At 37.2% G+C, this 20,709-nt stretch carries 18 protein-coding genes and 4 pseudogenes; all 22 read left to right on the forward strand.

Going from position 1 to position 20,709, the window contains the following annotated elements:
• Positions 1-17 precede the first annotated feature (17 nt).
• The 22 genes and pseudogenes from CVFO_RS01585 (at position 18) to hscB (ending at position 20,684) form a co-directional block, all read left to right on the forward strand.
• Positions 18-854, forward strand: coding sequence for an ATPase (locus CVFO_RS01585; RefSeq protein ID WP_201339843.1), 837 nt, complete (start codon positions 18-20; stop codon positions 852-854).
• Positions 854-1,909, forward strand: coding sequence for a homoserine O-succinyltransferase MetA (gene metA / locus CVFO_RS01590; RefSeq protein ID WP_201339844.1), 1,056 nt, complete (start codon positions 854-856; stop codon positions 1,907-1,909). The genes CVFO_RS01585 and metA overlap by 1 nt, the downstream gene beginning before the upstream one ends.
• Complete coding sequence (gene mutY, locus CVFO_RS01595) at positions 1,909-2,934, forward strand: A/G-specific adenine glycosylase (RefSeq protein WP_201339845.1); 1,026 nt, start codon at positions 1,909-1,911, stop codon at positions 2,932-2,934. Before metA ends, mutY begins: the two co-directional genes overlap by 1 nt.
• 11 nt (positions 2,935-2,945) lie before the next feature.
• Complete coding sequence (ribF, locus tag CVFO_RS01600; protein WP_201339846.1) at positions 2,946-3,848, forward strand: bifunctional riboflavin kinase/FAD synthetase; 903 nt, start codon at positions 2,946-2,948, stop codon at positions 3,846-3,848.
• Between the two features lie 743 nt (positions 3,849-4,591).
• Positions 4,592-4,964: pseudogene (locus CVFO_RS09380) on the forward strand (transposase); the annotation flags it as partial.
• 165 nt (positions 4,965-5,129) lie between these two features.
• A pseudogene (locus CVFO_RS08720) lies at positions 5,130-5,344 on the forward strand (IS3-like element ISSde8 family transposase); the annotation flags it as partial.
• A gap of 138 nt (positions 5,345-5,482) precedes the next feature.
• On the forward strand, positions 5,483-6,298 hold the full coding sequence (locus CVFO_RS01615; RefSeq protein WP_201339848.1) for a MurR/RpiR family transcriptional regulator: 816 nt from the start codon (positions 5,483-5,485) through the stop codon (positions 6,296-6,298).
• A gap of 11 nt (positions 6,299-6,309) precedes the next feature.
• A pseudogene (gene iolB, locus CVFO_RS01620) lies at positions 6,310-7,085 on the forward strand (5-deoxy-glucuronate isomerase).
• Positions 7,085-8,939: pseudogene (locus CVFO_RS01625) on the forward strand (bifunctional 5-dehydro-2-deoxygluconokinase/5-dehydro-2-deoxyphosphogluconate aldolase). Before iolB ends, CVFO_RS01625 begins: the two co-directional pseudogenes overlap by 1 nt.
• A gap of 283 nt (positions 8,940-9,222) precedes the next feature.
• Positions 9,223-10,446, forward strand: a complete 1,224-nt coding sequence (locus CVFO_RS01630) for an aspartate kinase (protein ID WP_201339849.1) — start codon at positions 9,223-9,225, stop codon at positions 10,444-10,446.
• Positions 10,447-10,448: 2 nt separating this feature from the next.
• Complete coding sequence (locus tag CVFO_RS01635; protein ID WP_201339850.1) at positions 10,449-11,384, forward strand: branched-chain amino acid transaminase; 936 nt, start codon at positions 10,449-10,451, stop codon at positions 11,382-11,384.
• A 179-nt stretch (positions 11,385-11,563) separates the two neighbouring features.
• Positions 11,564-12,085 carry a shikimate kinase gene (locus CVFO_RS01640; RefSeq protein WP_201339851.1) on the forward strand — a complete coding sequence of 174 codons (522 nt, stop codon included), beginning with the start codon at positions 11,564-11,566 and terminating at the stop codon, positions 12,083-12,085.
• Positions 12,082-13,473, forward strand: a complete 1,392-nt coding sequence (locus CVFO_RS01645) for a TolC family protein (protein WP_201339852.1) — start codon at positions 12,082-12,084, stop codon at positions 13,471-13,473. Before CVFO_RS01640 ends, CVFO_RS01645 begins: the two co-directional genes overlap by 4 nt.
• Before the next feature lie 76 nt (positions 13,474-13,549).
• Positions 13,550-15,292 (forward strand): M61 family metallopeptidase, encoded by a 1,743-nt coding sequence (locus CVFO_RS01650; RefSeq protein ID WP_201339853.1) that lies wholly within the window; start codon positions 13,550-13,552, stop codon positions 15,290-15,292.
• Between the two features lie 35 nt (positions 15,293-15,327).
• Positions 15,328-16,062, forward strand: a complete 735-nt coding sequence (locus CVFO_RS01655; protein WP_225879341.1) for a tRNA 2-thiocytidine biosynthesis TtcA family protein — start codon at positions 15,328-15,330, stop codon at positions 16,060-16,062.
• Complete coding sequence (locus CVFO_RS01660; RefSeq protein WP_201339855.1) at positions 16,055-16,894, forward strand: lysophospholipid acyltransferase family protein; 840 nt, start codon at positions 16,055-16,057, stop codon at positions 16,892-16,894. The genes CVFO_RS01655 and CVFO_RS01660 overlap by 8 nt, the downstream gene beginning before the upstream one ends.
• A 64-nt stretch (positions 16,895-16,958) precedes the next feature.
• A complete protein-coding gene (gene cysE / locus CVFO_RS01665) occupies positions 16,959-17,657 on the forward strand; it encodes a serine O-acetyltransferase (protein WP_201339856.1) in 699 nt (232 codons plus the stop codon).
• A gap of 87 nt (positions 17,658-17,744) precedes the next feature.
• Positions 17,745-18,164: an Rrf2 family transcriptional regulator gene (locus CVFO_RS01670; RefSeq protein WP_201339857.1), complete on the forward strand. Its 420-nt coding sequence runs from the start codon at positions 17,745-17,747 to the stop codon at positions 18,162-18,164.
• A gap of 2 nt (positions 18,165-18,166) precedes the next feature.
• On the forward strand, positions 18,167-19,381 hold the full coding sequence (locus CVFO_RS01675) for an IscS subfamily cysteine desulfurase (protein ID WP_201339858.1): 1,215 nt from the start codon (positions 18,167-18,169) through the stop codon (positions 19,379-19,381).
• A 77-nt stretch (positions 19,382-19,458) separates the two neighbouring features.
• Positions 19,459-19,836, forward strand: coding sequence for a Fe-S cluster assembly scaffold IscU (gene iscU / locus CVFO_RS01680; RefSeq protein ID WP_201339859.1), 378 nt, complete (start codon positions 19,459-19,461; stop codon positions 19,834-19,836).
• Between the two features lie 6 nt (positions 19,837-19,842).
• Positions 19,843-20,166 (forward strand): iron-sulfur cluster assembly protein IscA, encoded by a 324-nt coding sequence (gene iscA / locus CVFO_RS01685; protein ID WP_201339860.1) that lies wholly within the window; start codon positions 19,843-19,845, stop codon positions 20,164-20,166.
• 11 nt (positions 20,167-20,177) lie between these two features.
• Entirely contained in the window at positions 20,178-20,684 is a 507-nt protein-coding gene (hscB, locus tag CVFO_RS01690) for a Fe-S protein assembly co-chaperone HscB (protein ID WP_201339861.1), read from the forward strand.
• Positions 20,685-20,709 lie beyond the last annotated feature (25 nt).

Genomic DNA, 20,709 nt, shown 5'->3' on the forward strand with positions numbered 1-20,709 from the left:
GACGCAAACTCAAAATCATGAAACTATCAGCCAACGAATTCAAAAACTCTAATCACAAATGCTTAACGCTATTAGGCATGTCAGGCGTGGGAAAAACACACCTAGCAAAACTCCTTAACCGTCAAGATAAATACTTTCATTATTCTGGTGACTATCGCATTGGTGCTGAGTATTTGAATGATAAAATTTTAGACAACATCAAGAGTCACGTCAAACAAGACAAATGGCTTAGAAATCTGCTGGATAACGAGTCTATCAGCATTCAAAATCATATTACCTTTGATAATTTATCATCAGTCTCTGCTTTTTTAGGCAAGACAGGCAATCCTGAACTGGGCGGCACACCCATTGATACTTTTGTTGCCCGTCAAGCGATGCACCTAAACGCAGAAACCAAGGCCATGCTTGACGTGCCACAATTTATACAAAAAGCAAAAACACAAGGATTTAATCATTTTATTAATGATACAGGTGGTAGTCTGTGTGAATTAGACAATGAGCAGGTATATCAAACCCTAGCTGATAACACAGTGATTCTTTATATTAGAGCCAGTAAAACCAACGAAACCGCTTTGGTTGAACGTGCACAAACACACCCAAAACCTTTGTATTATCAGGCTGATTTTCTGAAGCAACAATTGGATGTTTATCTGCAAAAAAATCAGCTAATTTATATCGCACAAATCGACCCAAACGAGTTTGTACGCTGGGTGTTCCCACGCCTGCTTAAACATCGAAAGCCAAAATATGAAGCCATTGCTAAAAAATATGGCTACATCATTGATAGCGAGGATCTGTATCAGTGCAAGCATGCCAATGAGGTCTTTGAGCTTATTTATGGAGCGATGAACTAATGCCACTAATTGCACATTCAAACTTGCCTGCTTTTGCACGTCTTAAAGATGAGGGTGAAACCATTCTATCAAAAAACAGAGCAAGCAACCAAGCTATTCGTGAATTGCATATTGGCTTATTAAACATGATGCCAGATGCTGTACTTGAAGCAACCGAGCGCCAATTTTTTCGTCTTATTGGGCACTCTAACCAAATTGCACAATTTTATCTACATCCATTTACACTATCGTCAATCAAGCGTGGCGAAAAAACAAGCAAACACATCAAACAACATTATCAAATTTTTGCAGACATTAAAACCCAAGGGCTTGATGCACTGATTATTACAGGTGCACATATTGAACAAGCAGAGTTGCAAAAAGCACTTTTCTATGAAGAATTAAAAGAAGTGGTTGATTGGTCGTACGACCACGTTACTTCAACACTGTGCTCATGCTTGGCAACGCATGCTGTTTTGGAATTTAGATATGGACAAAAACGCCAAGCCATTGGTGGAAAATGTTGGGGTGTATTTCCACACCAAGTGCTAGAGAGGCAGCACCCTTTAATGAGTGGCGTGAATACGCGCTTTGATGTGCCCCATTCTCGCTTTAATGAAATTTCAAAAGCACAATTTGATGCTGCTGGAGTTAAAATTTTAGTTGAAAGCAAAATCGGTGTACACTTAGGCGTTAGTGAAGATTTATTAAGGATTGTATTTTTTCAAGGTCATCCAGAGTACGACACTATTAGCCTATTAAAAGAATACAAGCGCGATATTATTGCCTATTTGGAAAAAACACGAGATGACTATCCGCCTTTCCCTGAGCACTATTTAACCGAGCAAAGCAAAGCCATTCTCAATGAGTATAAAACCAAGCTTTTGTCCACAAAATTTAGCATTGCAGACTTTCCTGAACAACTCATTAGCAAAACCCTAAATAACACTTGGGGCAATGCCACTAATGTCATTATCAATAACTGGATTGGTTGCGTTTACCAAACAACTCATGAGGACATTAACAAGCCATTTATGGGTGACATTAATCCGCATGACCCGCTTAATTTAAAATAGTGCACTCAATCTCAAAGCCACTACTGAAGTGGTTTGACCAGTTTGGTCGTCACTGCCTGCCTTGGCAAGCAGTACAAGATATGCCAAACAACCCTTATCATGTTTGGCTGAGTGAAGTCATGCTGCAGCAAACTCAAGTAGCAACGGTTATTGATTATTTTAATAATTTTATTCAGCATTTTCCCACATTAGCCGCCTTAGCCAACGCTTCTGAAGACGCAGTATTGGCTCAATGGGCAGGCTTGGGATATTACGCCAGAGCAAGAAACCTACACACAACTGCCAATATCGTCATAAACCAATACCAAGGCAATTTTCCAACTGAGTTTAAACAAGTGATTGACTTGCCCGGTATAGGCGAATCCACAGCAGGTGCTATTTTAGCCATTAGCTTTAATCAAAACCACGCCATACTCGATGGTAATGTTAAGCGCGTACTCTCAAGATACCATCAAGTTAAGGGTCATTACGGACAAAGCAAAACACTTAAAGAGCTATGGCACTTGGCTAGATATCACACGCCTAATGAGCGTAACGCTGACTATACACAAGCCATCATGGATCTAGGCGCAACCCTGTGTACTCAACGTAAGCCAGATTGTGAGCAGTGCCCAATCCAATCCGATTGTTTGGCGCAACAAACCAACACTCAAGATAAATACCCCAATCCAAAGCCAAGGAAAAACAAACCCACCCGCTCAATTGCCATGCTAATTTTTAAAGATGACAAACACAACGTCTACTTACAAAAACGCCCAAACAAGGGTGTTTGGGGTGGGTTGTGGAGCTTTGTAGAGTGTGCAGATAATGGCAAAGATATTCAGCAAGCCATAACTGATTTTCACCCATCAGCTTTGATAGAAAAAAGCCTAGCCATTTTTAAACACAGCTTCACCCATTATCATTTGCTGATTCACCCAATACTCATCCACTGCCTAGATGTCAAGGGTGAGTTTAAATCCTTATCTCAGTTAAATATTGGTGTGCCAAAACCAGTTAATAACATCCTTCGCCAATTAGACTAAAATAAACGCTTATGAAACTCATTCGTGGCTTAAAAAATTTAAAACCTCATTCGGGCAGTGTCGTTACCATTGGCAACTTTGATGGTGTGCATATAGGGCATCAAAAAATTATCAAAACCTTGGTTAATAAAGCACAAGCCATGAATTTACCATCAGTGCTTGCTTCCTTTGCACCAACGCCACAACACTTTTTTGGACACGCGCAAGCCACACTGAGTAGTTTTAAGCAAAAACACGCCTTGCTTGCAAACCTTGGACTAGATGAGCACTTATTAATCAACTTTAATACGCCATTCTCACGACTCTCTGCTGACGCCTTCATTCAGCAGATATTGCTAGATAAACTCAATATTAAGTACTGCCTAGTTGGCGATGATTTTCGTTTTGGTTCCAACCGAACAGGTGATTTTTCTTTGCTACAAACTTTTGATTTTGAGGTAGAAAAAACACCCACTGTGTTTCACAACTTTGACAGGGTCAGCAGCTCAAAAATCAGACAATCACTTAAAGAGGGTGATTTTGATTTGGCAAATCAACTGTTAGGGCGAGAATTTTCAATCTCAGGAAAAATCATTCACGGTCAAAAACAAGGCAGAACCATCGGTTTTTCCACAATCAATATTCCCATTAAAAGAAAAATCAGCCCACTATTAGGCGTGTTTGCCGTTAATGTAGCATTAAATGGCAAGATTTACAACGGCGTCTGCAATCTTGGCAAGCGCCCCACAGTTGGGGGTGAAACAATCTTACTAGAAGTCTTTTTATTTGACTTTAACAGCCAAGTTTATGGCGAAAATGCCAAGGTTATATTCAAATACAAAATTCGTGATGAACAAAAATTAGACTCTTTTCCAGCACTAAAACAACAAATAAAGTCAGATGTTAAAAATGCTAAAAACTTTTTTGGACTCTAAATATTGCTTAGACATACCAATGTTTATGCTCTTAAATTTAGACAAAACTCCCCCAGACTTGCTTCTCAGCTTTCTCTGCAAGATACTTGCTATGTGTATTTAGGAATTTTTTTGAAGCGGTTTCCAGTTGTTTATATATATCTTTTATTTTTTCATTAGAGCGATGTGTTAAATATATAGGGATAACAATACTAGCAACCAATATGGAAAACAGAACCCACCACACCTCATCAAAATTATCAACAATATATTTAATTTGGGTTAAGTGTTGATATACAGTTGCAAATAATAGTATGCATAAAACTATTGCTATATTGAGATTAATCCACTTAGTCCAATACGATTCATCTATTTTTTTTAAGTAGAAAATTTCCTGTAGAAATAAATTTTTTGTAAGAATTTGTTACTGCCTCTTCTGCCAATCTATTAGAGTTATTTTGACAGTATTCTTTACTTCCTTACGGCTTGTTATTTGTTGTATTTTATCTTGTATTTGATGTTTGTTAAATAAAGGCTTAACCTCCCTATACGCCAAATTAAAAACAATCGAAATTTCTAATAAACATACTAAATCAAGAAAACCAGACGACATTATTTTTTTAATATTTTAAGAAAAATTAAGTGCACTAGACCCTGTAAACCAGATTGTGTAAACCCTCATATTTTATAATCCCCGAAAAGGAGAAAAAACATGAGTAACACAATACCAAGAAACAAAAAAAAAGCAACTTAACAACACAGGCATCAACCAGAAAAAGCTCCGTGCTTTTGCTGATGAACTTGCCAAAGACATCCACACCCAAGATGATTTAGCAGGTCTATCTGCTTCACTGGTTAAAATGACCATTGAAGCAGCATTAGGTGCTGAGATGGAACATCATCTTGGTTATCCAAAATATGGGCAAAATAGCAGCGAGCTTAATACAGACAGCAATGCTCGTAATGGCTATTACCCTAAAACCGTCAAAGGCAATCATGGTGAAGTTGAACTTGCTATCCCAAGAGACCGCAGAGGTAGCTTTGAACCTTTAATTATTGAAAAAGGTCAAACGCCGATTGGGTGCTTTTGATAGTCAGATATTAAGCCTATATGCCAAAGGCATAGGTACCCGTGATTGCAATAGTCTAATTTTATTGGACACAAAGATAGCCTTATAATACAAACCATAAGGAGGTCAGTAATGACACAATATAAATCAAGAAAACAACGAGTGACTTTTACCGTTGAACATTCTGTTCAATACCCCCTTGAGGGGGGGAACACTAGATTATGCCAAACTCATGGTGCATGAGAATTACACCAATAAAAAAAATCATGATAATATCAGGAGCTTGCTCCTCAGCAGTTAGCAGATGGAGAAAACAATACCTAGCAGAGCTTGGTGGACAAACACCAGAGTCAGGCAAAGCGCTGACTTCTGAACAACAAACAATACAACTGCTTGAGAAACAACTTTGGCGCGCACAAAGGGACAATGAAATCTTAAAAAAGGCAACAGCCTTGTTCGCTGTGGACAATCACCAAGTGTCAGTATTGAAGATGGTTTATTGGCAATGCAAATTGCTGAAGCCTCCATGGCATCTCTTCAAAGTGGTAAAGTTGTTCATTTATAATTAAATATAGGATATATCTTATGATTCCGCAGGATGTTAATGAATTAAATACTTTGTTGCAATCTAAATACGCCAAACTAAGTAAAAAAATGCAACTAATAGCTGTTTATATTATTGACCAACCACAACAGCTTGCCACAAATACTTTGGCATCAATTGCTGATGATGTTGGTGTATACCCATCAACTTTGGTACGCTTTGCTCAGACTATAGGTTTTAGTGGTTTTGCACAATTACAAAAGCTTTTTAAAGTTCGAATTGCTCAAACTACAATTAATTATTCTCAACGTATTGTAGATGTTAAAAAAGTAATTAAGAATGATATAAGTACGAGTACTACAAGTATATTTCACGATGTTATCGAACGAAATATTGGCACAATTAAGCTTTTGTCTGAGCAAATTGATCCGGCTCTGATAGACAAATCTGTAAAAATGATATATGGCGCTAGTGAAGTGCTTGTGTGTGGTACAAATAGGGCATGTCCTGTGGTAGTGTACTTTAACTATATGTTAAATAATTTAGGCATACGCTGCCGTATTGCTGACAATGCAAGTGTGGGTAGTCCTCCGCTAGATCATTGGTTTAGCGATAAGGCTGTGTTGATTGCTATAACTTATAACCCTTATTCTTTCGTTACCACTCAAACGGTAAAAATAGCAAAACAATCAAAAACAAAAGTTATTCTTATTACAGACACAGAGCTTAATCCTATAGCCGATCTTGCGGATCATTTATTTATAGTGCATGAGGCAGAAATCCATACATTTAGGTCATTAAATGCAACACTATGTTTGGCACAAACAATGTGTGTATCAATTGGCTACAATCAATAAAAACAAAAAACATGACACTATTATCACCACCTAATCTAACCTCAGATGGTTGCTATCAAAACATTACGCCAGAAGTAGCAAATTGGAAGTATGTTGGTTTTAAGGCCTATAAACTGGCTCCACAACAAAACCTAACATGGTGTTACTCAAATGTTGAACCATGGTTTGATAATTTTATCAGGTAGAGCAGATGATGGTCAGACATATTATAATGTTGGCGATAGGATGAATGTTTTTGAAGACAAAAAACCTCACGCTGTATATGTGCCCAATGAAAGTCAAATATCAATCAAGGCTTTAACCACACTTGAGCTAGCTGTAGCAACTGCACCTGGTTTTGGGAATTATCCTGCCAGATGGATAAAACCAGAACACATGTAGTCTGAAACCCGAGGACAAGACAGTAACACAAGGCATATTTGTAACATCTTGCCAGAACAAGACAAAGCAGACAGTTTATTATTGGTTGAAGTTAAAACACCTGCTGGAAATTGGTCTAGTTATCCGCCTCATAAGCATGACTGTGACAATCCGCCAATGAGTCTTATTTAGAAGAAATTTACTATCATCGGATTAATCCCGCCCAAGGTTTTGTTTTTCAGCGGGTATACACTGATGATTTATCTGTTGATGAGAGGATAAATGTGTTGTTATGGTACCTTGTGGTTATCATCCTGTTGGCGTGCCTTATGGGTATGACTCTTATTATTTAAATGTAATGGCTGGGCTAAAGCGCCAATGGATTTTCAAAAACCATCCCGATCACGTGTGGATGTTGAAGTCATAATGAAAAAATTAGATATTATTTGTTTAGGACGTGCGGTAGTGGATTTGTACGGGCAACAAATTGGGTCTACCTTTAGAAGACATGAGTAGTTTTGCAAAGTATCTTTGGCGGTTCATCTGCAAATATTGCTTACGGTTGTGCTAAGCTTGGTCTTAAGTCTGCAATGCTTACTCGAATTGGCAAGTGTTGGGGTGGATGTTTCTCATGTTATCACTGATAAAGAGCGTTTAACAGTCTTGGCTATCTTAGGCATAGAAAATAAAGACACCTTTCCACTGATTTTTTACCGTCAAGATTGTGCGGATATGGCGCTAGATGAAAAAGATTTTACAGCTGAATTTATTACCAGCAGCCAAGTGCTTCTAATTACAGGGACGCATTTTTCAACACAGAACACTTATCGTACCAGTATGAAAGCCATTGAGTATGCTAAAGCAGGTAAAACTAAGATGATTGTCGATATTGATTATCGTCCAGTGCTGTGGGGTCTTTGCTGGACTAGGTGATGGAGAATCTCGATTTGTGTCAAAGTGCTAGCGTCAGTCAGTCAACATATACAAACTATACTGCCTTATTGTGATGTTATTGTTGGTACTGAAGAAGAGATTTATATTGCCGGTGGTAGTGAAGACATAATTATCGCCCTAAAACAAATTCGAAAATTAAGTAGTGCTGTTATTATTTTAAAGTTAGGCGCTTTAGGCTGTACGATAATTGAAGATGATATTCCAAAAACCTTTAATAATTTTGAAATTATTAAAGGTGAAAAAGTCGAAATATTAAATGTGCTTGGTGCTGGCGATGCTTTTATGGCTGGATTTATGCGTGGTTATTTGAGAAAGGAGGTGCATAAAAAAAGTGCTATTTACGCAAATGCTTGTGGTGCATTAACGGTTTCTCGACATGGTTGCGCGCCAGCAATTCCAAGTGAAAGGGAATTGTTTTACTATTTAGACAACATACACAATATATCAAACCCAAGCCAAGATGCTTAACCACTTACATAGAGTTAGCATGAGGAGCAATACACCAACAGAAGTTTGTGCATTAGCGTTTGATCACCGTAAACAACTTTATGATTTAGCAATTCAGTGTGGAGAAAATCCAAAAAAAATAACTAAATTAAAACAACTTTTAGTACAATCGGTTGAGTGTGCTATCGATAAAATCGATTTTCCAGAGGAAAATGTTGGTGTTTTGATTGATGATGCACTTTATTCTACTGCTGGCAAGTCATGGTGGATTGCAAGGCCAGTAGCATTGCCTGACTCACGTCCGTTAGAATTTGAAGGCGAAGGCCCAATTGGATTAAAGTTACAAACTTGACCATTGACACATATTGTTAATGTTTGGTGTTTTATCATCCAGATGATTCACTTGAATTAAGGCTTAAACAAGAGCGGCAGCTGAAAGAGTTATACTTGGCTTGTATTCACAGTGGGCACCAATTGTTATTAGAAGTAATTCTATCTGAAAAATCTGAAGATAATATATTTACTATGTCCAAAGTATTAAAGAGGTTTTATCATCTTGGTATCAAGCCAGATTGGTGGAAATTGTCCCCGTTCCGTTGCAAAATAAATCTTGGCAATTGATTAGCGATATTTTATTGAGTCACGATCCGTACTGTCAAGGGGTGCTATTATTGGGATTATCGGCATCTATGAAAACCGTGAAAGAATCTTTTGCCATTGCTTCAAAACACGAGATTTGCAAAGGTTTTGCAATCAGTAGGACGCTTTTTACGAGCCAGCGAAACAGTGGATACAGCATAAAATAAGTGACCAAGAATTAATTGACTCTGTGTCTAACAATTACATAGAATTAATAAAAACTTGGAAAGAATACAAGTAGGTAGTCATAAATGAAGACAATTAGCTTGTTTAGGCAACACCTGCCCAAGCAGATAATTTATCAGAAAACCAAGTTAACAAGGCTATTGTTTTGCTGACCAATCGACCAAGAAGAAGTTTAAATTAGGTATTACTAACCAACAAAAAGCTGCACTTGGAATTTGAACTTTAGGATTAATAAATAAAGCCTATTTTAATAATAAGTAGTGAAGTAGTGCTTTTTTATTACTGGAAGTGCGAATGCTAACGTATAATTTTGATAATTATTGATTGAACTATAATTAATGGCATTAATTGTACAAAAATACGGTGGTACTTCAGTCGCTTCAGCTGAGCGTATTCAGGCGGTTGCACAAAAAATCAAAGCATTTAAAGAGATAGGTGACCAACTGGTGGTAAGTGTATCTGCCATGAGTGGTGAAACCAATCGAATGACTGCACTTGCACAAACCATTCAAGACACACCCTCTCTAAGAGAAATGGATGTTTTATTAACGACTGGTGAGCAAGTGACGATTGCTTTGTTGACTATGGCATTGCAACAGTTAGGTTGTGATGCGATTTCTTACACAGGTGCGCAAGTGCGTATTATGACTGACTCTGAGCATGGTAAAGCACGCATCAAGTCAATTGATGATTATCGCATTCGCCAAAGCCTAGCTCAAGGCAAAGTTGTTGTTGTAGCAGGGTTTCAAGGTGTGGATGCAGATGGGCATATTACCACATTAGGTCGTGGTGGTTCTGATACTACTGCTGTGGCACTTGCAGCTGCACTTAAGGCTGATGAATGCCAAATCTATACTGATGTAGACGGTGTATTTACAACTGACCCACGTATTGAACCCAATGCCAGAAAGATGGATGTTGTGAGTTATGAAGAGATGTTAGAGATGGCATCACTTGGCTCAAAAGTTTTGCAAATTCGTTCAGTGGAGTTTGCATCAAAATATAAAGTGCCATTAAGAGTATTGTCATCTTTGATTGACAATCCAGTAGGTACGTTAATTACTAGTGAGGAGAATATTGTGGAACAAGCCCTTATTTCAGGCATTGCTCATAATAAAGATGAGGCAAAATTAAGTTTAATCGGTGTGCCAGATGAGCCTGGTATCGCATTTAAAATTTTAAGCCCAATTAGCACTGCCAATATCGAAGTTGATATGATTGTGCAAAGTGTATCTGCACGCGAAGGCTTGACTAATTTTGCTTTTACTGTGCATAGAAATGACTTTAAAACCGCTAGTAAAATCCTAGACCGTTTGTGTCAAGAATTAGGCGCAATGGCTGTCCAAAGTGATGACAAAGTGGCTAAGGTATCACTGGTGGGTATTGGTATGCGCTCTCATGCGGGTATTGCCGCACAAATGTTTGAGGTATTGCATAATGAAGGTATTAATATTCAGATGATTTCAACCAGTGAGATTAAAATTTCAGTGGTGATTGATGAGAAGTATTTAGAATTAGCAGTGCGTTCATTACATACTGTGTTTGAATTGGATAAGGAATAAAAATGCATACATTTGACGATAGAGATGGTTTAATTTGGTTTGATGGTGAGTGGGTAGATTGGCGTGAGGCTAAAGTCCATGTATTGACGCATACTCTGCATTATGGCATGGGTGTGTTTGAAGGGGTTCGTGCATACGAAACCAAAAAAGGACCCGCAATTTTCCGCCTTGAAGAGCATACCAATAGATTGTTTAATTCTGCCAAAATTATGAACATGAATATTGGATTTTCCAAAGACGAACTTAACCAAGCCCAAAAGGATGCCGTTGTTAAAAATAATCTTGATAGCGCCTACATTCGTCCTATGTGCTTTTATGGTTCAGAAAGTATGGGGTTACGTGCTGATGGGCTTAAGGTGCATACCATTATTGCTGCTTGGGAATGGGGGTCGTATTTAGGTGAAGATAATATGAAAAATGGCATTCGCATTCGTACTTCAAGTTATGCGCGCCATCATGTTAATATTGCTATGACTAAAGCCAAGGCTAATGGCAATTATATTAATTCAATGCTAGCCTTGCAAGAAGCTTTAACTGATGGTTATGATGAGGCATTAATGTTAGATGTTGATGGTTTTGTGGCTGAAGGCAGTGGTGAAAATATTTTTATTGTACGAGATGGTGTTATTTACACGCCTGATTTGACCTCAGCACTAGAAGGTATTACCCGTGATACCGTATTCAAATTGGCAACTGATTTAGGCTATAAAGTGATTGAAAAACGCATCACTCGTGATGAAGTGTGCATTGCAGATGAGGCATTTTTTACAGGTACAGCGGCAGAGATAACCCCTATTCGTGAACTTGATAATCGTACAATCGGTTTAGGTACACGCGGTCCAGTGACTGAGCAGTTACAAACCTTATATTTTGATTGTGTTTATGGTAGAAATGAGCAATACCAACACTGGATTGCCAATGAATTTATCCGTAGATGATTTTCAAAAAAACATGTGAGTTTTAGTGTTGTGGAAGAAAAAAATTTGCCATTTCATTGTCCACCACCAGAGGCGCAAAAGTGGAATATGCACCCTAAAGTATTTTTAAAATTTGACAAAAAATGGTAAAGCATCTTGTCCATACCTGTAGTGCCAGTTACGAACTGGCATAGACTTTAATGAGTAGCCACTCACCAAATGTTGTTTTAGTTGGACCAATGGGCTCTGGTAAGACATCGGTTGGTCGCCGCTTAGCCTGCGTTCTTAAGCGTGATTTTTTTGATTCAGACTTTGAAATAGTAGCACGCACAGGTGTGGCCATTGACCATATTTTTGATGTAGAGGGTGAACAGGGCTTCCGTAAACGTGAAACACAAATGTTGGCTGATTTATGTGAAATTAAAAATATTGTCATCGCTACTGGTGGCGGTATTGTTATTAATCCTAAAAATCGAGAAATGCTTAAGCGTGATAATTTTGTGGTGTATTTATCTTCAACAATCGAACAATTGCTCAAATACACCATGAATTCTAAATCTAGACCACTACTTGAACAATCAAGCAATCGAGAAAAAACTATTCGTGATTTAGTATCAAAGCGCGAATCTTTATATCAAGAAGTGGCAGATGTAGTGATTGATACCACAGGTAAGAAGTTATACGCCATTATTAACGAAATTAAAAAAGTTATTCCAACATGAAAAAAAACCTAACCACTGCATTGATTTTTGTCACTTGTCTTGATGTTCAAGCAATGACACAAAATGAATTTATTGAGCGCTTAAAAGAGACGCATCCTTTTTTTACACAACTTGATTTGTCTGTAAAAATTAAACAACTTGATCAACAAGCAACCAAGGCCAATCAAGATTGGATTGTTGGCGTAAATACTAATTTTAAGAGTGAAGATGCGAGCAATATTTCATCCATAACGACTTATAATGATTTAAACACCACCTCAATTGATTTTTCAGCAACTAAGAAAATAGTAAGTTCAGGCGCTGATATTACTCTCAAGCACAGTTGGAAAGATAAAAACAAGGCTACAACCGCCGGTTTAAATACCAATAGAAATAAATTTTCTATTGATTATGTTCATCCACTATTGAAAAACGCAGGCGGTGTTAATGATCAGCTAAATACAGATTTATCTAATATTGATATACAAATATTTAGGCTTGATGCTATTGAGCAACAAGAGGTTTTTATGCTTGCTCAACTAAAGAAATTTATTGATTTAGCTTACGCTCAAGCGCGTTTAATGGTTAATAATCAACGGCTAAATTTAGCCACCCAAGAATTGACTTTGGTTAAACAAAAATTTACCATGTCAGTGGTTGATAAGGTTGATGTATTGTTACAAGAAGATGCTTATCAAAGCGCTAAACAGCAACAGCTTCAAACCCAGCAAGATTTAAATCTTTTGCGTCATGAAATAGCCATTACTTTAGATATTAGTTTTTCTGATGTTAAGGCTGAATTTGATTTATATCAGCGCTATATAACCAATGATGATAATCTTAAACAATACTTATTGGCGAATTCTAGAGTATTAAAAATGGCTGATTTAAGCCAAGACTTACTAAAACGTCAGCTAAAGAGTGACAAAAGCAATTCAAAAGTACAGCTTGACTTGAAGCTTGGTATTAGCAGTGAAGGTGAAGATAGTCGCTATATAGATTCTATTTCTAACCAAAGCTCATCATGGAATATTGGCTTGGATTTGAGCTATCCTCTTGGTGGCACGCAAGCCAAGTCGGCCATTGAAAAAACACAAATAAAACTTGCTAGAGCTAAAGAGCTAAAGCAAGAGCAATTATTAAACATCCATGCCAAGGCAAATGTATTAAAGCAAAAAATTCAGTATTTGGTGGAAATACTTGAATCCAATAAAATGCAAATCAAAATTGCCAAGGCGCGCACCAAAGAGGAAAAACGAAGATACAACAACGCTAATTCTCAAGCAAGTTTTGTTATTTCGGCACAAAACAATGAACAAAGTGCAAATCTTAACCACATTCAAGTGGCAAAAAATTATCAACAATCAGTGCTTGATTTTAAGGCGGCTATTGACCAATTATTGCCATGATGAATTTTGCTTTGGGTGATATAAATAACACCAGAATTTTATTTTTCAAAGCATTAAAAATAACGAAAAATGCCTTATGAGCATCCAATACACAGTTGCCATTAAAGATATTCATGCTCATATTTTTAAGGTTGTATTAACCCTAAAAAACCCTAATTCATTAGGGCAAGTATTCTCATTACCCAATTGGATTCCTGGTAGTTATTTGATTCGTGATTTTGCTAAAAATATTATCAGTATTAAGGCTAAAAGCCACCACCAGCAAGTGCCGATTAAAAAACTTGATAAAAATCATTGGATTAGCTATCCTTGTGAAAATATACTAAGTATTGAATACGAGGTTTATGCCTTTGATTTATCAGTTAGGTCGGCTTATTTAGATAACGAGCGTGCTTTTTTTAACGGTAGTAGTTTGTTTTTACTGCCTTTAGGGTTTGAGTCAGATTTGTGTGAGCTGAATATAAAGCCTGCCAATCAAACCTTAGACAACTGGTCGTGTGCCACAGGTTTGACAGCCTTAGGTAATATGAACTTTATTGCCCACAATTATCAAGATTTGATTGACCATCCTGTAGAAATGGCAGCTTTTACCAAGCTAGAGTTTGATGCAAGAGGCATTAGCCACAAAATGGCAATCACTGGAAAGCACAATGCAGATATCAAGCGTCTAACAAAGGATTTGGCGATTATATGCACTCACCATATTGATTTTTTTAACGGCGTTATTCCATTTGATGAGTACTTATTTTTAACTCTAGTTAGAGCGAACGCTTATGGCGGATTGGAGCATAAAAACTCCTCAAGTCTTATTTGTTCTAGGAAAGAAATGCCAGTATTTAATGAGCATGATATAACACCAGAATACACAAGATTTTTAGCCCTATGCTCTCATGAATATTTCCACACTTGGTGGATTAAAACCATTAAGCCTGCCAGTTTTCATCAATTAGATTTGAATGCAGAAAACTACACTCAGCAGTTATGGATTTTTGAAGGCTTTACGTCATATTATGATGAATTGTCTTTATTACGCGTTCAAATTTTAACACCAAAGCAATATTTAATTCTTTTTGCTCAAACCATAACACGAGTGCAGCAATCTAAAGGTAGGCAAAAACAATCCTTAGCAGAATCTAGTTACGACACTTGGACTAAGTTTTACCAACAAGATGAGAACGCTCCCAATGCCATTGTTAGTTATTACACCAAAGGCGCATTGCTTGCTTTTGTGCTTGACATTAACATTAGACAGCGCACCAATGACAAGGCATCGCTGGATGATGTTTTAAAATTTGCTTGGGAGAATTATCAAGAATTTGGTCTAAAAGACAATACCATACAATGTATTGTCAATGATTTAGTTAAGGCTGATTTGTCTGATTTTTTCAATGATTATTTATATGGTGTAAAAGAGTTGCCACTACAAGAAACCTTTGCTTATGTTGGTGTGGATTGTGTCTTTAGCATTAATAAAAAAGAGCTATCTAATTTCGGCATTAGTGTTAATACCAAAGGAGAATTTGTCCAAATTACAACTGTGTTTTCAGATACTTGTGCCCAAAAATATGGGCTGTATGTAGGTGATAAAATCATCACCATTAATCATGAAAAAGTAAGTGGGAAGAGTTTAGTGGCAGTCATTAATCAGTATGCTGCTAATGAGATAATCAAAGTAGGGGTTTTAAGGGATGAATTGTTACTTGAGATATCCGTTAACATAACCGACAGCGAAAAGACTTTTTGCACACTAAGTATTCAAAATGATTTGAGTGCAGAAATTCTAGAAAGACAAAAAAAATGGTTTTCACAAGCAAAATAAACAATCCCAAAAACACACACACCGTTAAACCTAGAATGGTTTTGCCAAAATTACTAGTTAAACCAGTCGGGCGTGCAATTAGTGATTTTAAAATGATTAAGGAGGGGAATAAAATACTTTTGGCAGTATCTGGGGGTAAAGACTTGCTGGGTTTGTTCCATATTTTGCGCCATTTTCTTGCCTCTACGCCAATTCGTTTTGAACTTGGCGTGGTCACGATTAACCCCCAGGTAGATGGTTTTGAGCCACAAGCTTTGGAAAGTTTTTTAAATTTTTTTGACACGCCTTATTTTTTTGAAGCCTTTCCAATTATGAAGCAAGCCGAAAAAAGCATGAAGGGCAATTCATATTACTCTTTTTGTGCTCGCATTAAGCGAGGACTAATGTATCAAGTGGCACGCCGTGAAGGCTACAATGTTTTAGCATTGGGGCAACATTTAGATGATTTGGTTGAATCACTAATGATGTCAATGTGTCATAATGGCAAAATTCAAACCATGAAAGCTCATTATATTAACGACGCAAAAGATTTACGTATTATTCGACCACTAGCGTATGTTCGAGAAAGACAATTGGCTGATTTTGCCAAAACAACACACTTGCCCATCATTAAAGACTCCTGCCTAGCTTGCTACCAAATGCCCACCGGGCGAGCACATTTTAAACAGTGGTTGTTGACCGAAGAAAGATGTACGCCTAATTTGTATAAAAACCTACTAAGTGCCATGAAACCCATGCTAGATGAAACCAAGGAAGGCTTGAATGATTAGGTTTATTCTTTGGGTTTTTTCAATTATGTCACTAAGATTAAACCATTTTATGGGTACATTGATTGGCCAATATCTGTATTTAACACAATCTGATTCCAGGGCTGTGGTAAGTAAAAATATTCAACTTTGTTTTCCAAAATTAAATTTAAAGCAACAACAAACACTGGTTAAAAAATCACTCATAGAGTCAGGCAAAGGTTTAAGCGAGTCTGGATTTATTTGGTTTAGGGGGTTTGATGATAATGCTAAGTATGTTACAAAAACAATAGGTATGGAACATCTTAAAAGCGACAAAGCCGTTATCTTATTAGTGCCTCATTTTGGCTGTTGGGAATTGGTGGCTAGAATGGTGTCATTATCTGAACCAGTCGTATTTATGTATAAGACGTTAAAAGACAAACAACAAAATGCATTATTACTTTCAAAACGAGAGCAGGGTGATTTACTAATGGCACCAGCCAATAAAAAAGGCGTTATTAAATTGCAAAGAGCAATTAATAACAAACAACTTATTGCCATATTACCCGACCAAGATCCTGGCGAAGTGGGCAGTGTTTTGGTGCCATTTTTCTCACAAAATGCACGCACAATGACCTTACTCGCTAGGCTTGCTAGAAAGAACAATGCTCAAGTAGTAATGGCATGGGCAAAACGCCTACCAAGCGCTAAAGGTTATGAGCTTAACTTTAAACCAATAAAAATACTGTCTAATACTAACACGCTTGAAGATGATGTATCGCTGATGAATAAAGCCATTGAAGATTTGGTTACAACTCAGCCAGAACAATATTTGTGGAATTACAAGCGTTTTAAATCACTCGTTAAGTATTAGTCAATAAAGGCTTCTGCACATAAACGAAATTTAAGACATTAGGGTTGTGTGATATAATTTGACCATGAAATTTATTGAAGATATTCAAAGTATTTTTGATCGCGACCCTGCTGCCAGAAACACCTTTGAAATCATAACTTGCTATTCTGGTGTACAAGCCATGTTGTTTTATCGTTTGAGCCATCGATTGTGGCGATTAAAATTTAAATGGCTGGCAAGATTTATATCATCACTAGCAAGATGGTTTACGGGTGTTGAAATTCACCCAGGTGCCATTATTGGTCGGCGTTTTTTTATTGATCATGGCATGGGTGTGGTTATTGGTGAAACTGCTGAAGTTGGTGATGATTGTACTTTGTATCATGGTGTTACACTGGGTGGCACAACTTGGCAAAAAGGCAAACGTCATCCTACTTTGGGTAATAATGTCGTGATTGGTGCTGGTGCAAAAATACTAGGCCCGATTACACTTGGCAATCATGTTAGAGTCGGTTCAAATTCTGTTGTGGTTAAGTCTATCAATGAATTTCAAACGGTTGTTGGGGTGCCTGGGCGTGTGTTAAAAGACCAGCAAACTAAATCAGACTATTTTGATTCTTATGCTGTGGGTGGCGATGTTGATGATCCTACTGTTAAAGCTATTAATTCTATCTTGACACATCTGCATGACGTAGATTCTCAATTGCACAAGGTGTCAAAAAAATTAAACATCAAAGACCAGCAAGATACCTCTGTGAATGGCTTGGAAATTGAAAGTAAATAACCATTTAATCATTAAGGTTTTTTACTTGACTAAATAACTTGGTTAAGTGTATAATTCATCCTGTTATTAACTAGAATTAGGACTGATATGCAACTAACAACTAAAGGTCGTTATGCAGTAACTGCAATGTTAGATTTGGCATCTAACGACACTGGAAAACCCATTACTTTAGATATTATTTCACAAAGGCAAAATATTTCTTTGTCTTATTTGGAGCAATTATTTGCTAAATTGCGTCGCGTTGAATTGGTTAAAAGTGTGCGTGGCCCAGGTGGTGGTTATTTGCTTGATGCTAAGGCTTGCGATATTAATTTAACTCAAATTATCGAAGCGGTAGATGAAAATATTGACTTGCGTCGTTGTAAAGGTATCAAAGGGTGTAACAACGGGCGTCAGTGTATTTCGCATCAATTATGGTGCGAAGTTAGCGAACAAATTAGAACGTTTTTGAACGGCAAAACCTTACAAATGGTGATTGACGATCATAGCTTAAACAAAGGAGTATAAATATGTCAACCCCTACTTACATGGATTATTCAGCAACAACGCCCGTTGACGAGCGTGTTGCCAAAAAAATGATGCAACATCTAACCATGGATGGCGATTTTGGCAATCCAGCATCAAATTCTCATTATTATGGCTGGCAAGCTGATGAAGCTGTTAAAAAAGCCAGACAACAAGTGGCTGATTTGGTGGGTGCTGATTCAAAAGAAATTGTTTGGACTTCGGGTGCAACTGAATCTGATAATCTAGCCATTAAAGGTATTGCGCATTTTTATCACAAAAAAGGCAAACACATTATTACTTTAAAAACTGAGCATAAGGCAGTATTAGACACTTGTCGGCAACTAGAGCGTGAAGATTTTGAAGTCACCTATTTAGACCCAATGCCCAATGGCTTATTGGACTTAAATGTTTTAAAAGAGGCAATACGTGAAGATACTATATTGGTATCAATCATGCATGTTAATAACGAAATTGGCGTGATTCAAGATATTGAAGCCATTGGTAATCTTTGTCGTGAAAATAAGATTTTCTTTCATGTTGATGCGGCACAGTCAGCAGGCAAAGTGGCGATTGATTTATCAAAGCTACCTGTTGATTTGATGAGTTTTTCAGCTCATAAAATTTATGGACCCAAAGGTATGGGTGTACTTTATGTGCGTCGTAAGCCACGCGTGCGCATTGAAGCACAAATGCACGGTGGTGGGCATGAGCGAGGTATGCGTTCAGGCACTTTAGCCACACATCAAATTGTTGGTATGGGTGAAGCTTTTGCGATTGCACAAGCTGAGATGAAAGAGGAAAACGAAAAAATTAGACGATTGCGTGACCGCTTGTTAGCAGGTTTTGTTGATATGGAAGAAGTTGTGGTCAATGGCGATATGGATAGTCGTATTCCAGGTAATCTAAATATCAGTTTTAACTACGTTGAAGGCGAGTCTTTAATGATGGCCATTAATGATATCGCCGTATCTTCGGGCTCAGCTTGCACAAGTTCAAGTCTTGAGCCATCGTATGTTTTACGTGCACTAGGCTTGAGTGATGAATTAGCACACTCATCAATTAGATTTACCATTGGGCGTTATACAACCGAAGCACAAGTTGATAAGGCTATTAGTTTGGTACGTACTAAAGTTGATAAATTACGTGATTTATCGCCACTTTGGGATATGTTCAAGGATGGTATTGATATCAGTAAGGTTGAATGGGCGGCACATTAATGAGCGTAATAAATACATGGGTTAGCGACTCACAACAAGACTAGAATAACAACAAGCATTTAAAAGGAGAAATAAAGATGGCATATGGCGAAAAAGTGATGGATCATTATGAAAATCCACGTAATGTAGGCGTATTAGATAAGGACGCTAAAAATGTTGGCACAGGTATGGTGGGTGCACCCGCATGTGGTGATGTGATGCGCTTGCAAATTCAGGTTGATGATAATGGCGTGATTGAAGATGCCAAGTTTAAAACTTATGGTTGTGGTTCTGCTATTGCATCAAGTTCATTGTTAACAGAATGGGTTAAAGGAAAAACACTAGATGAGGCGGCAGAAATTAAAAATTCTGATATTGTAGAAGAGTTGTCTTTGCCACCTGTTAAAATACATTGCTCAGTCTTGGCTGAAGACGCTATTAAAGCAGCCATTAATGACATTAAAAGCAAAGCCTAATTAATAATGGCAATTACTTTAACTGACCGTGCGGCAGGGCGTGTTGTTGATTTTTTAACCAATCGCGGTTTTGGCATAGGTATTCGCTTTAGCGTGCAAACTACGGGCTGTTCTGGTCTTGGTTACAACATAGAATTTGTTGATAATACTAATAACGATGACACTGTATTTGAAGACAACGGTGTTAAAGTTATTGTTGATGCAAAGAGTTTAATTTATTTAGATGGCACGCAAGTTGATTATGTTAAAGAAGGTTTAAATGAGGGTTTTGAGTTTAACAACCCAAATGCTAAAGCTGAATGTGGCTGTGGCGAATCTTTTACGGTTTAGTTTTTTAAAAAATGGAAAACTATTTTGAGTTGTTTTCATTAGCAACTGACTTTGATATAAATATCGCTAAGCTCAACACTGAATACCAACAACAAGTCGCAAAATTTCACCCTGATAAATTTGCCTCTGGTAGCGATAAAGAAAGGGCTTTGGCATTACAAAATACCTCGTTAATTAACACAGCATTTGACACCTTAAAATCCCCACTTAATCGTGCTAATTATTTATTAGAACTAAATGGCATTAACGCATTTGATGAAACAAATACTCAAATGGATGTTGATTTTTTAATGGCTCAAATTGAATTAAGAGAGGCTTTAGAGCCAATTCAAGCCAGCAAAGATGAGACGGCTTTAGATGGTTTTATTGAAAAGATAGATAAAAAAATTAAGCATAATGTAGATAATATTAGAGCTTTATTTGCCAATACAAAAGCATTAAATGAGATTAAAGACCTGGTTAGGGAATTAAAATTTTATGAGCAATTAAATACTCATGCAAAACAATTAATGGATTAATGGATGAGTGGTTGTAGCAATCAAT

The sequence above is a fragment of the Isorropodon fossajaponicum endosymbiont JTNG4 genome (assembly GCF_016592615.1).
Lineage (GTDB): Bacteria > Pseudomonadota > Gammaproteobacteria > PS1 > Pseudothioglobaceae > Ruthia.

Bases quoted from the DNA above. Each gene is read 5' to 3' on its own strand.
- CVFO_RS01650 (WP_201339853.1), top strand. From the start codon at position 13,550: ATGAGCATCCAATACACAGTTGCCATTAAAGATATTCATGCTCATATT.
- iscU (WP_201339859.1), top strand. From the start codon at position 19,459: ATGGCATATGGCGAAAAAGTGATGGATCATTATGAAAATCCACGTAAT.
- iscA (WP_201339860.1), top strand. From the start codon at position 19,843: ATGGCAATTACTTTAACTGACCGTGCGGCAGGGCGTGTTGTTGATTTT.
- CVFO_RS01645 (WP_201339852.1), top strand. From the start codon at position 12,082: ATGAAAAAAAACCTAACCACTGCATTGATTTTTGTCACTTGTCTTGAT.
- CVFO_RS01655 (WP_225879341.1), top strand. From the start codon at position 15,328: ATGGTTTTGCCAAAATTACTAGTTAAACCAGTCGGGCGTGCAATTAGT.
- metA (WP_201339844.1), top strand. From the start codon at position 854: ATGCCACTAATTGCACATTCAAACTTGCCTGCTTTTGCACGTCTTAAA.
- CVFO_RS01615 (WP_201339848.1), top strand. From the start codon at position 5,483: ATGATTCCGCAGGATGTTAATGAATTAAATACTTTGTTGCAATCTAAA.
- CVFO_RS01585 (WP_201339843.1), top strand. From the start codon at position 18: ATGAAACTATCAGCCAACGAATTCAAAAACTCTAATCACAAATGCTTA.
- CVFO_RS01660 (WP_201339855.1), top strand. From the start codon at position 16,055: ATGATTAGGTTTATTCTTTGGGTTTTTTCAATTATGTCACTAAGATTA.
- ribF (WP_201339846.1), top strand. From the start codon at position 2,946: ATGAAACTCATTCGTGGCTTAAAAAATTTAAAACCTCATTCGGGCAGT.
- hscB (WP_201339861.1), top strand. From the start codon at position 20,178: ATGGAAAACTATTTTGAGTTGTTTTCATTAGCAACTGACTTTGATATA.
- CVFO_RS01675 (WP_201339858.1), top strand. From the start codon at position 18,167: ATGTCAACCCCTACTTACATGGATTATTCAGCAACAACGCCCGTTGAC.
- CVFO_RS01670 (WP_201339857.1), top strand. From the start codon at position 17,745: ATGCAACTAACAACTAAAGGTCGTTATGCAGTAACTGCAATGTTAGAT.
- CVFO_RS01630 (WP_201339849.1), top strand. From the start codon at position 9,223: ATGGCATTAATTGTACAAAAATACGGTGGTACTTCAGTCGCTTCAGCT.
- CVFO_RS01635 (WP_201339850.1), top strand. From the start codon at position 10,449: ATGCATACATTTGACGATAGAGATGGTTTAATTTGGTTTGATGGTGAG.
- CVFO_RS01640 (WP_201339851.1), top strand. From the start codon at position 11,564: ATGAGTAGCCACTCACCAAATGTTGTTTTAGTTGGACCAATGGGCTCT.
- cysE (WP_201339856.1), top strand. From the start codon at position 16,959: ATGAAATTTATTGAAGATATTCAAAGTATTTTTGATCGCGACCCTGCT.